General features: G+C 56.8%; 11 protein-coding genes. 2 read left to right on the forward strand and 9 right to left on the reverse strand.

Going from position 1 to position 14,134, the window contains the following annotated elements:
- Window position 1: 1 nt before the first annotated feature.
- From rffA to trxA, 8 genes are all read right to left on the reverse strand, one after another.
- Entirely contained in the window at window positions 2-1,132 is a 1,131-nt protein-coding gene (gene rffA / locus M2416_RS25155; RefSeq protein ID WP_115194034.1) for a dTDP-4-amino-4,6-dideoxygalactose transaminase, read from the reverse strand.
- Between the two features lie 4 nt (window positions 1,133-1,136).
- Window positions 1,137-1,811, reverse strand: coding sequence for a dTDP-4-amino-4,6-dideoxy-D-galactose acyltransferase (rffC, locus tag M2416_RS25160; RefSeq protein WP_259227444.1), 675 nt, complete (start codon window positions 1,809-1,811; stop codon window positions 1,137-1,139).
- 78 nt (window positions 1,812-1,889) lie between these two features.
- The gene (gene wecC, locus M2416_RS25165) at window positions 1,890-3,152 is read right to left on the reverse strand and encodes a UDP-N-acetyl-D-mannosamine dehydrogenase (RefSeq protein ID WP_259227437.1); all 1,263 of its coding nucleotides are present in this window, start codon (window positions 3,150-3,152) and stop codon (window positions 1,890-1,892) included.
- Window positions 3,149-4,279 carry a non-hydrolyzing UDP-N-acetylglucosamine 2-epimerase gene (gene wecB, locus M2416_RS25170; protein ID WP_132514532.1) on the reverse strand — a complete coding sequence of 377 codons (1,131 nt, stop codon included), beginning with the start codon at window positions 4,277-4,279 and terminating at the stop codon, window positions 3,149-3,151. The genes wecC and wecB overlap by 4 nt, the downstream gene beginning before the upstream one ends.
- A 56-nt stretch (window positions 4,280-4,335) precedes the next feature.
- Window positions 4,336-5,382 (reverse strand): ECA polysaccharide chain length modulation protein, encoded by a 1,047-nt coding sequence (gene wzzE / locus M2416_RS25175; RefSeq protein ID WP_041143477.1) that lies wholly within the window; start codon window positions 5,380-5,382, stop codon window positions 4,336-4,338.
- 13 nt (window positions 5,383-5,395) lie between these two features.
- Window positions 5,396-6,499 carry a UDP-N-acetylglucosamine--undecaprenyl-phosphate N-acetylglucosaminephosphotransferase gene (wecA, locus tag M2416_RS25180; protein WP_041143476.1) on the reverse strand — a complete coding sequence of 368 codons (1,104 nt, stop codon included), beginning with the start codon at window positions 6,497-6,499 and terminating at the stop codon, window positions 5,396-5,398.
- A gap of 240 nt (window positions 6,500-6,739) precedes the next feature.
- The gene (gene rho, locus M2416_RS25185) at window positions 6,740-7,999 is read right to left on the reverse strand and encodes a transcription termination factor Rho (RefSeq protein ID WP_002883293.1); all 1,260 of its coding nucleotides are present in this window, start codon (window positions 7,997-7,999) and stop codon (window positions 6,740-6,742) included.
- 333 nt (window positions 8,000-8,332) lie between these two features.
- Complete coding sequence (gene trxA, locus M2416_RS25190; protein WP_041143475.1) at window positions 8,333-8,662, reverse strand: thioredoxin TrxA; 330 nt, start codon at window positions 8,660-8,662, stop codon at window positions 8,333-8,335.
- A gap of 343 nt (window positions 8,663-9,005) precedes the next feature.
- On the opposite strand from trxA, the gene rhlB reads away from it, so the two are divergent.
- Both rhlB and gppA read left to right on the forward strand, forming a co-directional pair.
- Window positions 9,006-10,271: an ATP-dependent RNA helicase RhlB gene (rhlB, locus tag M2416_RS25195; RefSeq protein WP_041143474.1), complete on the forward strand. Its 1,266-nt coding sequence runs from the start codon at window positions 9,006-9,008 to the stop codon at window positions 10,269-10,271.
- 199 nt (window positions 10,272-10,470) lie between these two features.
- Window positions 10,471-11,961, forward strand: coding sequence for a guanosine-5'-triphosphate,3'-diphosphate diphosphatase (gene gppA, locus M2416_RS25200; protein ID WP_166793763.1), 1,491 nt, complete (start codon window positions 10,471-10,473; stop codon window positions 11,959-11,961).
- A 41-nt stretch (window positions 11,962-12,002) separates the two neighbouring features.
- Here the strand turns inward: gppA and rep are convergent, their stop codons facing one another.
- The gene (gene rep, locus M2416_RS25205) at window positions 12,003-14,024 is read right to left on the reverse strand and encodes a DNA helicase Rep (protein WP_259227438.1); all 2,022 of its coding nucleotides are present in this window, start codon (window positions 14,022-14,024) and stop codon (window positions 12,003-12,005) included.
- Window positions 14,025-14,134: the final 110 nt, after the last annotated feature.

Raw genomic sequence — 14,134 nt, forward strand, 5'->3', positions numbered from 1 at the left:
ATCAGGAGAAGTAGCTCAGCAGCGAGTTAATCACCGTCCGCTGGTTAACCGCCGACAGATTGTAGAACAGGGGCAGGCGCAGCAGGCGCTCGCTCTCCTGAGTGGTAAAGCGGTCTTCGCCGCGGAACTCGCCGAAGTTCTCCCCTGCCGGGCAGCTGTGCAGCGGGATATAGTGGAAGACGGCGAGAATTTCGGCCTCTTTCAGCCACGCGATCAGCCTGCTGCGGTCGTCGATATCCCGCAGCTTGATATAGAACATATGCGCGTTGTGCCCGCAGTCGGCAGGGACAATCGGCAGCTCGATGCGCCCGGCGCGCGCCAGCGGCAGCAGCGCGTCGTAATAGCTCTGCCACAGCGTCAGGCGCTGCTGGTTAATTTTCTCCGCCGCTTCCAGCTGCGCCCACAGATAGGCGGCCTGCAGGTCGGACATCAGATAGCTGGAGCCGATATCGCGCCAGGTGTACTTATCCACCAGACCGCGGAAGAACTGGCTGCGGTTGGTGCCTTTCTCGCGAATGATTTCCGCGCGCTCGACCAGCTGGCGATCGTTGATCAGCGTCGCCCCGCCTTCGCCGCCGGCGGTATAGTTTTTGGTTTCATGGAAGCTAAAGCAGCCGATGTGCCCGATGGTGCCCAGCGCGCGCCCTTTGTAGGTCGACATGACGCCCTGCGCGGCATCCTCCACCACGAACAGGTTATGCCTGCTGGCAATGGCCATGATGGTGTCCATCTCGCAGGCAACGCCGGCATAGTGAACCGGCACAATCGCCCGGGTCTTCTCAGTGATGGCGGCTTCGATCAGCGTTTCGTCGATATTCAGGGTATCGCGGCGGATATCGACAAAGACAATTTTGGCTCCGCGCAGCACAAAGGCGTTGGCGGTAGAAACGAAGGTATAGCTCGGCATAATGACTTCGTCGCCCGGCTGGATATCCAGCAGCAGCGCCGCCATCTCCAGCGAAGCGGTACAGGACGGGGTCAGCAGCGCTTTTACCGTGCCGAAGCGCTGCTCCATCCACTGCTGGCAGCGGCGGGTAAATCCGCCGTCGCCGCACAGCTTGCCGCTGCCCATCGCAGACTGCATATAATCAAGCTCGGTTCCCACCACCGGCGGCGCGTTAAATGGAATCATCATGTCACCTGTATAACCAGTACGCGGTGTTTTCCACATTCGCACCGCTGAGAATATAACGTTTAAGCGCGGCGGTATTACCCATCTGGGTCGCCACCCGCAGTGTAGAGAGCCCGCGCGATCCGGCCCAGCTTCGCGCCGCCTGCATCAGCTCAGCGCCGGCGCCGCGACCGGCCAGCAGGCCGATCCGGGCATCCGAAGCGTTGAGCTGACGCAGGGAGACAAAAGCGCGGATATCGCCGTCGGAGGTGCGAAAAATCAGGCACTGGTTATCAAAGGTCCCCAGCACCGCATTTTCAATCCATTGGGCGTAGAAACGGCCGCTGGCATCAGCGGCATACCACGGCGCGCGAAAGCGGCTGAGGGCAAACGCCTGCGCCGCCAGCTCCCGCAGGCGCGGGATGTCCGCGGCGGTGGCGATTTCGCACCCGAGATCGTCGGCCGTCCCGGCCGGCAGCGCCAGATCGACTTCCCCTTCAACTAGCTGGAAGCCCAGCTGCTGTAAGGCATCCAGCCGTTCGGTATCGTCCGCCGCAATCTTCGCCTGCAGCCGCGACCAGCCGGCCAGCGCCTGGCTCGTCAGCGGCGGGGCATCGTGGCGAAAGCGCACGATCGCGCTGTTAACGCCAAAGAAGCGATTTTCCCACTCCAGGGGTTCAATACTGGCGCGGACGGACACGGACGAGATCCAGTAAGTATTGGCCATAGCCGAAGCCAGGGATCGGGCCCTGGCTCATACCGGTGACCAGAATCGTTCTCACCGCCATACCCCTTTGGTATCGACGATAAATGCCTGGGTTACGCTGTCGCCGCCTACCGCTTTAAACTCATGGTGATCGACCAGCATCACCAGCACATCGGAGTTTGCCAGCGCATCGCTCAGCGATGCCAGGGTGCACAGACCCTCGAGCTTCTTCGGCAGCTGGTGAATATTGGGTTCAACAACCAGCGTTTCGCCGCTGTGCCAGGCCGCAATTTGCATGGCGATAGCCATCGCCGGGCTTTCGCGCAGATCGTCGATGTTCGGCTTGAAGGCCAGGCCAAAGCAGGCGATTTTCAGTTCGCTGGCGCGTCGGTTGCTGGCGGCAAGACACTCGGCCACCCGCGCCTTCACCTGCTCGATAACCCATTCCGGCTTATGGTCGTTGACCTCACGCGCAGTGCGGATCAGCCGCGCCTGCTGCGGATTTTGCGCCACGATAAACCACGGATCGACCGCGATACAGTGGCCGCCAACGCCCGGCCCCGGCTGCAGGATATTGACGCGCGGATGGCGGTTCGCCAGGCGAATCAGCTCCCAGACGTTAATGTCCTGCTCGGCGCAGATCAGCGACAGTTCGTTAGCAAAGGCGATATTGACGTCGCGGAAGCTGTTTTCGGTCAGCTTGCACATCTCTGCGGTGCGGGAGTTGGTCACCACGCACTCGCCTTCGAGGAAAATTTTATACAGCTCGCTGGCGCGGGCAGAACAGACCGGGGACATACCGCCAATCACGCGGTCGTTTTTAATCAGCTCAACCATCACCTGGCCCGGCAGCACGCGCTCCGGGCAGTAGGCGATATTGACGTCCGCCGCTTCGCCTGCCTGCTGCGGGAAGCTCAGATCGGGGCGCAGCTCGGCCAGCCAGCCCGCCATCAGCTCCGTCGCCCCGACGGGGGAGGTGGACTCAAGGATAACCAGAGCACCCTTCTTCAGCACCGGCGCGATTGATTTTGCCGCCGACTCGACGAAGACCATATCCGGCTCGTGCAGATCCTTAAACGGCGTCGGGACGGCAATCAGATAGGCGTCCGCTTCCACCGGGAGGGTGGTGGCGCTTAAATAGCCCTGCTCGACCGCGGTCTTAACCACGCTGGCCAAATCCGGTTCCACGATATGAATCTCGCCGCGGTTAATGGTCTCCACCGCGTGCTGATTAACATCAACGCCCACCACCCGCTTTTGCCGGGAGGCGAACGCGGCAGCGGTTGGCAAACCGATATACCCAAGGCCAATCACTGAAATGGTAGAAAAACTCATAGCGTTACCTGATTATTTTTAAGTGCGGTCACAATGCGGCTACATGCCTGCCCATCGCCGTAGGGGTTGTGCGCCCGGCTCATCGCCTGGTATGCGGCATCGTTGTTCAGCAGATTCGTCACTTCCGCGACGATGCGCTGGCTATCGGTACCGACCAGCGTCACGGTGCCTGCGGCTACCGCTTCCGGCCGTTCCGTCATCTCGCGCATCACCAGAACCGGTTTGCCCAGCGAAGGGGCTTCTTCCTGAATACCGCCGGAGTCGGTGAGGATCAGCCATGCGCGATCCATCAGCCAGACAAACGGCAGGTAATCCTGCGGTTCGATCAAAATCACGTTATCAACATGACCAAGAATGCGGTTTACCGGCTCGCTGACGTTTGGGTTCAGGTGCACCGGATAGACAATCTGTACATCGGGATGGCTGGCCGCAATTTCCGCCAGCGCGTGGCAGATCTGCTCAAACCCGCGGCCGAAGCTTTCGCGACGGTGGCCGGTGACCAGGATCATCTTCTTTCCGTTAGCCAGGAACGGATAGCGCTGCGTCAGCTCGATGCGCAGCGCCTCATCGCCCAATACGCGATCGCGAACCCAGAACAGCGCATCGATAACCGTATTGCCGGTGACCGTGATGTGGCTATCGGCAACGTTCTCCCGCAGCAGGTTCTGCCGCGAGGTCTCCGTCGGCGCAAAATGCCAGGTTGCCAGCCGCCCGGTTAACGTCCGGTTACCCTCTTCCGGCCACGGCGAACTGAGATCGCCGGTGCGCAGTCCCGCCTCAACGTGCCCCACCGGGATTCGCTGATAGAAAGCGGCGAGGCTCGCCGCCATCGTGGTGGTGGTATCGCCATGCACCAGCACAACGTCAGGCTTAAACGACTCCAGAACCGGCTTCAGCCCTTCAAGGATGCGGCAGGTAATCTCCGTCAGGCCCTGACCCGGCTGCATGATATTCAGGTCGTAATCCGGAACAATAGAAAACAGCTTCAGCACCTGATCGAGCATCTCCCGATGCTGCGCGGTTACGCACACTTTTGCCTCAAAATGAGGGTCCCTGGCCAGCGCATGAACCAGCGGTGCCATTTTGATGGCTTCGGGTCTTGTGCCAAATACAGTTAGTACTTTCACATCGATTCTCTTCGATTAGGTGATGAAGTCCGCATGACCTTCATCACAGGCCGCATTCACTGGATACGACGTCGCGATAGCGCCACGCCTGCGCCGATGAGCGCGCCCACAATCCCCCACATCACCATCAGAAATACGCGGCGCGGGCTATCGCGTTTTACAGGTTCTTCCGGCGTACGCAAATACCGGTAAGTCTGAAAACGCGGATCTAATGTCGGCCCGACGTTCAGGGTATTCAGCATCGCGCGGCTTTGGTCATAGTCAAGATCGTATTCCGGACCGACGGCCTGCAGATTTTCTAACCGCGCCTGCAGCATCGGCCGGCCGAGTAAAAACAGCTCGGAATCCGGCAGCTGATCGGCAGGAATATCGGTCTCACTGCGGGAAATATTATGCTGCTGGGCGATTTTCAGCGCCTGTTCCACGCTATGGGTACGGCGGTTGAAAATCTCACGCGCAACCTCTTCCTGACGCTTAACCTGCGCTTTCATCTGCACGGTACGTGCCGCCCAGGCGCCCTTGAGCTCGTCATTCAGGTGGCCCGCCGCGCGCTGGCTGGCAAACGCCACGTACTGGCGCAGCAGATTATTGGCATCCGGCGCGGTCTCAGCCGTCAGCTTGACGCTATCGTTGGTATTCTTTACCGCATCACCCGGCATAAACTGAATATTGTTAATCAGATCGTCCAGCAGCGCGGCATCGGCGCGAGAGTTACCCGACTGGCGCTGTTTGTAATAGTCGGTTTGCAGCCAGAAATCACGCCGGGTATCCCAGGACCCCTGCTGCATGATGAACTCTTTGTAGGCGTCGTCCATTGCCGAAGGCTGATCGACCGACGCCAGATTGGCTTTGATATCGAGATTGCGTAAAAACTGCTGTTGCGAGTAGTAGCTGCCCAGCATATTTACGGTTGGCCGGTCGGTAATTGCCGTCGCGCTCCACTCCTGGCGAGCAAAAAAGGCATAAACCAGTACGATCAGCGCAAACAGCACGGCCATCCCTGCTATCCAAATTTTCCCTGCCCATAAGGCGCGAAACAGCCCGCGAATATCCAGCTCATTCTCAACGTTCACTGCTTGTGCTCCCGGTAATGGTTGAGTCATCACGTCCCCAGTTCTACTTGGTTAATTTTGGATTATTGCTGCTGTGTCGCCGTATTCTGCGTCTGATGCGCTTAACCAGGCGCGCCACTTTCCAGGCGCGTTTAATGCAGTAGCCATAAAGGAAGAAGGCTAACAAAAAGAGTATTAACATCACCCATTCAGGAACGATACGGGTATATTCCGCCACCACCCCTACCAGCGCCAGTAAAGCGGCGGCCAGCGTGATCAGGACGAATGCCTGCCGGGAAGTAAACCCAGCGCGCATGATCAAATGATGAATGTGCTGGCGGTCCGGAGAGAACGGACTCATGCCCTTGCGCAGGCGACGATACATAATCGCCACCATATCCATCAACGGAATCGCAATAATCCACAGCGCGGTAACCGGGCTAATGGGATGCGTTTTACCCTGCGTGGTTTCCAGCAGGATCCAAATAATGGTGAAGCCAATCATGGTGCTGCCAGCATCGCCCATAAAGACCTTATAGCGACGGCCAAGCGCACCGAGGTTAAGTAAAATATAGGGCAGAATGGCGGCAATCATCGCAAAACACCACATTGCCAGGCTGTACTGGCCATCAAACCACAGGATGATGCCCGTTGCCGCGAAGGAGACCGATGACAGACCGCCGAGCAGACCGTCGATGCCATCAACCATATTAAAGGCGTTAATTGCCGCCCAAACGGCAAAAAGAGTGAGGAAGAAACCGAAGGGGCCGAGCACCAGCTCCCATGAGCCAAAAATAAAACCGAGGCTGCTAAGATGCAGGTTTCCTGCCATCATCATGACGACGGCAATGGCGGCCTGCATAACCGCACGAATTTTTACGCTGATATCAAATCGGTCATCCAGCGCGCCGACCAGGACCAGAATACCGGCGCACGCCAGGTATAGCGAAGCATGGGGAATGTAATAATCTGCGATCGCAAATGTAAAACAAATACCCGCGTAAACTGAGATGCCACCCACTAACGGAACCAGACCCTGATGCCGTTTTCGATAGTTAGGCTTATCGACTAACCCAACCTTTTTTGCCGCCTTGCGAGCCACAAATATAAAAAGGGTAGTGAATAAGAAAATACTGATTAATTCAGTAATAGCAGTGAGTAAATTCACAACGCATGTGCTCTCAGCATGGTTAATCCGGGAAGTATAACGACGATGTCTCAACTCCTGAAGGGGTAATGCAGATCATTACAAATTTATTGTATAGATTTTAGTCTGTTAAAGTTATCTCTGCCAGGAGAGGCGCGTTCATCATACGATAATAACCGCTCCGGTTTCCCTTTCTGGATCATACAAATCCCAAAAACAAAACGCCACGCGGTTGCGTGGCGTTTTTCAGCTTTTTTAAACTTACGAACGCTTCATCATATCGAAGAAGTCATCGTTAGTTTTGGTCATAGCCAGCTTGTTGATGAGGAACTCCATCGCGTCGATTTCACCCATCGGATGGATGATTTTGCGCAGGATCCACATCTTCTGCAGCTCTTCCTGAGTGGTGAGCAGCTCTTCTTTACGCGTACCGGAACGGTTGTAATCGATAGCCGGGAAGACGCGTTTTTCTGCGATCTTACGCGAGAGGTGCAGCTCCATGTTACCGGTGCCTTTGAACTCTTCGTAGATAACTTCGTCCATCTTGGAGCCGGTGTCGATCAGCGCCGTAGCGATGATGGTCAGGCTGCCGCCCTCTTCGACGTTACGCGCAGCACCGAAGAAACGCTTCGGACGGTGCAGGGCGTTCGCATCCACACCACCGGTCAGAACTTTACCGGAAGCCGGTACGACGGTGTTGTAGGCGCGAGCCAGACGGGTAATGGAGTCGAGCAGAATGATAACGTCTTTCTTATGCTCAACCAGGCGCTTGGCCTTCTCGATAACCATCTCGGCAACCTGAACGTGGCGGGATGCGGGTTCGTCAAAGGTAGAAGCAACAACTTCACCTTTAACCAGACGCTGCATCTCGGTCACTTCTTCCGGACGTTCGTCGATCAGCAGGACCATCAGCACGCAGTCAGGATGGTTGTAAGCGATGCTCTGCGCAATATTCTGCAGCAGCATCGTTTTACCGGCTTTCGGCGGAGCAACAATCAGACCACGCTGACCGCGACCGATCGGCGAGGCCAGATCCAGGACGCGAGCGGTTAAGTCTTCAGTCGAGCCGTTACCACGCTCCATACGCAGACGTGAGTTTGCGTGCAGCGGCGTTAAGTTCTCGAACAGGATCTTATTGCGCGCGTTTTCCGGCTTGTCGTAGTTAACTTCGTTGACTTTCAACAGCGCAAAGTAACGCTCACCCTCTTTAGGAGGACGAATCTTACCGGAAATGGTGTCACCAGTGCGAAGGTTGAAACGGCGGATTTGGCTAGGGGATACGTAGATGTCGTCGGGACCGGCGAGGTAGGAGCTGTCTGCGGAGCGGAGGAAACCAAATCCATCCTGCAGTATCTCCAGTACGCCATCGCCAAAGATATCTTCGCCACTCTTCGAATGCTGCTTGAGGATGGCAAAAATAATATCCTGCTTACGCATACGGGCCAGGTTTTCCAGCCCCATATTTTCGCCGAGAGTAATCAGCTCAGAAACCGGCGTATTCTTTAATTCGGTAAGATTCATAATGGTGTGGGTTCTTAAACTCGGGGTAGAACTCGAACTTCATGTTGTGAATGGTATGGCAGGAACATCCATGCCTGTTAGCGGCCTACATCTCGTGTCTGTACGTTGCCTGGTCACAGGAAAGAACGCAGAGCTGAAACGACAAAACGGAATGAGTGATAAGCCCGGAATTTTTAGCTTCACGCGCATTTCTGCGGGATGCTTCGGGTAAAGCAAGATTCAAACAATAAAGGTATGTTTAAAACGAAGTCTGAACTTAACTTAGCACGACTCAAGCCGGGCGTCCAGAGTTCCGCAAAAAATAGGAATCCGGACGCCGGAATGGCAAACTGATTACGCCAGATTGGCGTCGAGGAAGTCTTTCAGCTGGCCTTTAGACAGTGCGCCAACTTTGGTTGCCGCCACTTCGCCGTTCTTAAACAGCAGCAGAGTCGGGATGCCGCGGATGCCGTATTTAGGCGCGGTGCCCGGGTTCTGATCGATGTTCAGTTTCGCAACGGTCAGCTTGCCCTGATACTCGCCAGCGATCTCATCCAGAATCGGGGCGATCATTTTGCACGGACCACACCACTCTGCCCAGAAATCGACGAGGATTAGCCCGTCAGCCTTGAGTACGTCCGTGTCAAAACTGTCGTCAGTCAGGTGAATAATTTTATCGCTCATATTTAACTCCACAGGAATAAGCCTGGTGTGCTGGTGTCGCAGACATCAACGACGCGTTAATGCTACGTTATACACGTTATCCTTCAGGATGCCTCTGTAACTGACAGCCTGTGCGACCCGGTCCATCATGGACCTCGCCGTGCAGGAGTCAAAGCAAACCGTCTTCAAACCCGTTACCGGTAGATTATTCACCGCCGGTCCGCTTAGTAGTCTAAGCTTTCGAGGATTCATTCGGTTGCCGCAGAGCACCTTCAGTAATTTCGCGTATAGCCAACGAAAGGTTGACGTTATTTCAACGGATACGCTTTCTTAATGCAATAGTTAGCTGATATTCTACCACACTATGAGCAAAACACATTTAACAGAACAGAAGTTTTCCGACTTCGCCCTGCACCCGGCAGTTATCGAAGCCCTTGAAAAGAAAGGGTTTCATAATTGTACGCCCATTCAGGCACTCGCTCTTCCGCTAACGCTGGAAGGTCGAGACGTCGCCGGGCAGGCGCAAACTGGTACCGGTAAAACGATGGCGTTCCTGACGTCAACGTTTCATTATCTTCTCTCTCACCCTGCTATCGCTGAACGCCAGGTTAACCAACCGCGTGCGCTGATCATGGCGCCAACGCGTGAGCTGGCGGTACAGATCCATGCTGACGCAGAACCGCTGGCGCAGGCCACCGGCCTGAAGCTCGGTCTGGCGTACGGCGGCGATGGCTACGACAAGCAGCTGAAAGTGCTGGAGAGCGGCGTCGACATTCTGATCGGGACTACCGGTCGTCTTATCGACTACGCCAAACAAAATCATATCAACCTTGGCGCGATTCAGGTTGTCGTCCTCGACGAAGCCGATCGCATGTACGATCTCGGCTTTATTAAAGATATCCGCTGGCTGTTCCGTCGTATGCCGCAGGCTAACCAGCGCCTGAACATGCTGTTCTCCGCCACCCTTTCCTACCGGGTCCGCGAACTGGCGTTTGAGCAGATGAACAACGCCGAATACGTTGAAGTCGAACCAGAACAGAAAACGGGTCACCGTATTAAGGAAGAGCTGTTCTATCCTTCCAACGTAGAGAAAATGCGCCTGCTGCAGACGCTGATCGAAGAAGAGTGGCCGGATCGCGCCATTATCTTCGCCAACACCAAGCATCGCTGTGAAGATATCTGGGGCCACCTCGCCGCGGACGGTCATCGCGTTGGCCTGTTGACCGGTGACGTCGCGCAGAAAAAACGCCTGCGTATCCTCGAAGAGTTTACCCGTGGCGATATCGATATTCTGGTCGCGACGGACGTTGCGGCACGCGGTCTGCATATCCCGGCCGTCACGCATGTCTTTAACTTCGACCTGCCGGACGACTGCGAAGACTACGTACACCGCATTGGCCGTACCGGTCGTGCAGGCGCCAGCGGCCACTCCATCAGCCTGGCCTGTGAAGAGTACGCGCTGAATCTGCCGGCGATTGAAACCTATATCGGGCACTCAATCCCGGTAAGCAAGTACAACCCAGATGTGCTGATGACCGATCTGCCGCGGCCGCTGCGCCTGGCGCGTCCACGCACGGGCAACGGCCCGCGCCGCAACGGACCGCCTCGCAATCGCCGTCGTTCAGGCTAATAAAGTATGTCATACACAAAATCGTTCGGGATGCATCAAGGCGCCAGGTTAGCGAATCCCGAATGACTTACTTTAGTAAGTGGTTCGGGTGACAAATCTGTGTCTGACGGATTTGAACGCTGCTTGCAGCGGCCCCATCGGGGTGAGTCCCTGGGATGGGCCGAATAAGCACGCTACTTTCGCAGAGGCAATTTGAAGGATGAAGTGTATGAGTTCCACCTCGCTTTATGCAGCTATAGATCTTGGCTCTAATAGCTTTCATATGTTGGTTGTTCGCGAGGTGGCCGGGAGCATTCAGACTCTCAGCCGTATCAAGCGCAAAGTGCGGCTTGCCGCGGGCCTGAATAGCGACAATGCGCTCTCCGCGGAAGCGATGGAGCGCGGCTGGCAGTGCTTACGGCTGTTCGCCGAGCGTCTGCAGGATATCCCCCCGGCGCAAATCCGCGTCGTCGCGACCGCGACGCTGCGTCTGGCGGTTAATGCCGATGAGTTTCTGGCTAAGGCCAGAGATATTCTCGGCTGCCCGGTGCAGGTCATTAGCGGCGAGGAAGAAGCGCGCCTGATTTATCAGGGCGTAGCGCATACCACCGGCGGTGAAGACCAGCGCCTGGTGGTCGATATCGGCGGGGCCAGTACCGAACTGGTCACCGGAACCGGCGCGCAAACCACCTCTCTTTTTAGCCTGCCAATGGGCTGCGTCACCTGGCTGGAACGCTACTTCGCCGATCGTAATCTGACGAAAGACAACTTCGAACTTGCTGAAAATGCAGCGCGCGAAGTCCTGCGACCTATCACCGATACGCTGAACTATCACGGCTGGAAAGTGTGCGTCGGCGCCTCGGGTACCGTTCAGGCCCTGCAGGAAATCATGATGGCGCAGGGTATGGATGAGCGCATTACGCTGGCTAAACTCCAGCAGCTCAAACAGCGGGCGATTCAGTGCGGGCGTCTGGAAGAGCTTGAAATAGAAGGCCTGACCCTCGAGCGAGCGTTAGTTTTCCCCAGCGGTTTAGCCATTCTCATCGCTATATTTAGCGAGCTAAATATTCGCTGCATGACCCTGGCCGGCGGCGCGCTGCGCGAAGGCCTGGTTTACGGCATGCTGCACCTGGCGGTCGATCAGGATATTCGTAGCCGGACGCTGCGTAACATTCAGCGCCGCTTTATGATCGATACCGAGCAGGCCCAGCGCGTCGGCCGCCTGGCGGCAGACCTGGTGAGCCAGCTGGATAGCTACTGGGAGCTGGAGCCGCTTAGCCGCGACCTGCTGGTGAGCGCCTGCGCCCTGCATGAGATTGGCCTGAGCGTTGATTTTAAGTCCGCTCCGCAGCACGCGGCCTACCTGGTGCGCAATCTCGATCTTCCCGGCTTCACGCCGGCGCAGAAAAAGCTGCTCGCCACGCTGTTGCTCAACCAAACCAACGCGGTCGATCTCTCTTCGCTCCACCAGCAGAACGCGGTCAAGCCTCGGGTTGCGGAGCATTTATGCCGCCTGCTGCGTCTGGCTATTCTGTTTGCCAGCCGCCGTCGGGACGATCTGCTGCCGTCCGTCACCCTGACCGCCGAGGATGAAAAGCTGATGCTGAGGCTGCCGGAAGGCTGGCTGGAAAACCATCCGCTAGGCAGCGAGATGGTTGAGCAAGAGTGCCAGTGGCAAAGCTATGTCCACTGGGCCTTAGAAGTCGTCTGATACCTTCCCCCGGCAGCACGGCGCTTACCGGGGCGAGCGCGCTACTTTCCTTTCGCCTTTGCCAGCATCGCCCGGATGTTGGCGACGTTGGCCTGTCCTTTGTGCATCCGCTCTTCCGCCGAGATAACCTTGCGCTCCTGCTCCCAGATAAGATCGTCCTGCGGGAGCTCCAGCAGAAAACGGCTTGGCTCCGGACGCACCAGCTCGCCGTACTGGCGGCGCTCTTTACACAGCGTAAACGTCAGCTCTTTCTGCGCCCGCGTGATGCCCACGTAAGCCAGCCGGCGCTCCTCATCGACGTTATCTTCTTCAATACTGCTCTGGTGCGGCAGCAGCCCCTCTTCCATGCCAACCAGATAGACGTACGGAAACTCCAGCCCCTTCGAAGCGTGCAGAGTCATCAGCTGAACCTGATCCAGCTCCTCGTCTGATTCGCCGCGCTCCATCATATCGCGCAGGGTAAAGCGGGTGACCACCTGGGTGAGCGTCATGGGCTCATCGATATCGCTGCCTTCCAGCATCTCGGTCATCCAGCTGAACAGCTGGTTGACGTTTTTCATCCGCATTTCCGCGGCCTTCGGGCCGGGCGACGTTTCATACAGCCAGGATTCATAGTCAATGCCGCGGATCAGATCGCGCACTGCGACAATCGGCTCGCTTTCCGCCAGCCGCTGAACTTCGGCCAGCCACTGCGTAAAGCCGGTGAGCGAATCATAGCCGCGCCCGGTCAGCGTCTGGGTGAGGCCCATATCAAAGCTGGCGGTAAACAGGCTTTTGTTGCGGGTCATCGCCCACTCGCCGAGCTTTTGCAGCGTTGCCGGGCCAATCTCACGCCGCGGCGTATTGACGATGCGCAGAAACGCACTGTCATCGTCCGGGTTGGTCAACACCCGCAGGTAGGCCAGCAGGTCTTTGATCTCCGGACGGGAGAAGAATGAGGTGCCGCCTGAAATTTTGTAGGGGATGCGGTTTTGCATCAGCATTTTTTCAAACACCCGCGACTGATGGTTGCCGCGGTAGAGGATCGCATAATCCTTGTACTGGGTTTTATTGATAAAGTGGTGGGCAATCAGCTCCCCGGTCACCCGCTCCGCTTCGTGCTCTTCATTGTTGGCGGAGAGAACTTTCAGCTCGGTGCCATAGCCCAGCTCGGAAAAGAGGCGCTTCTCAAACACGTGCGGGTTATTGGCGATCAGAATATTTGCCGCTTTCAGTATCCGGCCGGAAGAGCGGTAGTTCTGCTCCAGTTTGATAACCTGCAGCGCCGGGAAATCCTGGCTCAGCAGAACCAGGTTCTGCGGCCGGGCGCCGCGCCATGAATAGATCGACTGATCGTCATCGCCCACCACCGTAAAGCGCGCCCGCTGCCCCACCAGCAGCTTCACCAGCTCATATTGGCTGGTGTTGGTATCCTGATACTCATCCACCAGCAGGTAGCGGATCTTATTCTGCCAGCGTTCGCGGACCTCTTCATTACGCTGCAGCAGCAGCGTCGGCAGAAGGATCAGATCGTCGAAGTCCAGCACGTTGCAGGCTTTCATATGCGCATCGTACAGCTCATAGCAGTGAGCAAAGATCCGATCCCGCTCGCCCTGCGCGCTTGCCGCCGCCTGCGCCGGCGTGCGCAGATCGTTTTTCCAGTTGGAGATCGTCGAGATCAGCAGCTGAAGCACCACCTTGTCGTCTTCGATCAGCCCTTCGGTCAGATCCTTGAGCAAACCCACCTGGTCGGTATCGTCGAACAGGGAAAAGTTAGATTTCATCCCCAGCGCGGCATATTCGCGCTTAATAATGTCCAGCCCCAGCGTGTGGAAGGTGGAGATCATCAGGCCGCGCGCCTCTTTGCGTCCCATCGTTTGCCCGACGCGCTCTTTCATTTCGCGCGCCGCTTTGTTGGTAAAGGTCACCGCCGCGATATGGCGCGCCTGATAGCCGCAGACGCGGATCAGGTGCGCGATTTTATTGGTGATAACGCGGGTCTTACCGGAACCGGCGCCCGCCAGCACCAGGCACGGTCCGGTAACGAATTCGACGGCTTGTTGTTGGCCAGGGTTTAAACGCATGGGAGTCTTGCTCAATCTTCGAACGGGGTGAGGATTGTAGCAGAAAGCCGGGAGGAGATTTACCGGCTAATGGTAAAGTGTTGGCCACACCCGTCATCCTGAGAGCGAAA

The organism is Klebsiella sp. BIGb0132 (assembly GCF_024810075.1).
GTDB lineage: Bacteria > Pseudomonadota > Gammaproteobacteria > Enterobacterales > Enterobacteriaceae > Klebsiella > Klebsiella terrigena.

Bases quoted from the DNA above. Each gene is read 5' to 3' on its own strand.
- rffA (WP_115194034.1), bottom strand. From the start codon at position 1,132: ATGATTCCATTTAACGCGCCGCCGGTGGTGGGAACCGAGCTTGATTAT.
- wecC (WP_259227437.1), bottom strand. From the start codon at position 3,152: ATGAGTTTTTCTACCATTTCAGTGATTGGCCTTGGGTATATCGGTTTG.
- wzzE (WP_041143477.1), bottom strand. From the start codon at position 5,382: ATGACTCAACCATTACCGGGAGCACAAGCAGTGAACGTTGAGAATGAG.
- rho (WP_002883293.1), bottom strand. From the start codon at position 7,999: ATGAATCTTACCGAATTAAAGAATACGCCGGTTTCTGAGCTGATTACT.
- trxA (WP_041143475.1), bottom strand. From the start codon at position 8,662: ATGAGCGATAAAATTATTCACCTGACTGACGACAGTTTTGACACGGAC.
- rhlB (WP_041143474.1), top strand. From the start codon at position 9,006: ATGAGCAAAACACATTTAACAGAACAGAAGTTTTCCGACTTCGCCCTG.
- gppA (WP_166793763.1), top strand. From the start codon at position 10,471: ATGAAGTGTATGAGTTCCACCTCGCTTTATGCAGCTATAGATCTTGGC.
- rep (WP_259227438.1), bottom strand. From the start codon at position 14,024: ATGCGTTTAAACCCTGGCCAACAACAAGCCGTCGAATTCGTTACCGGA.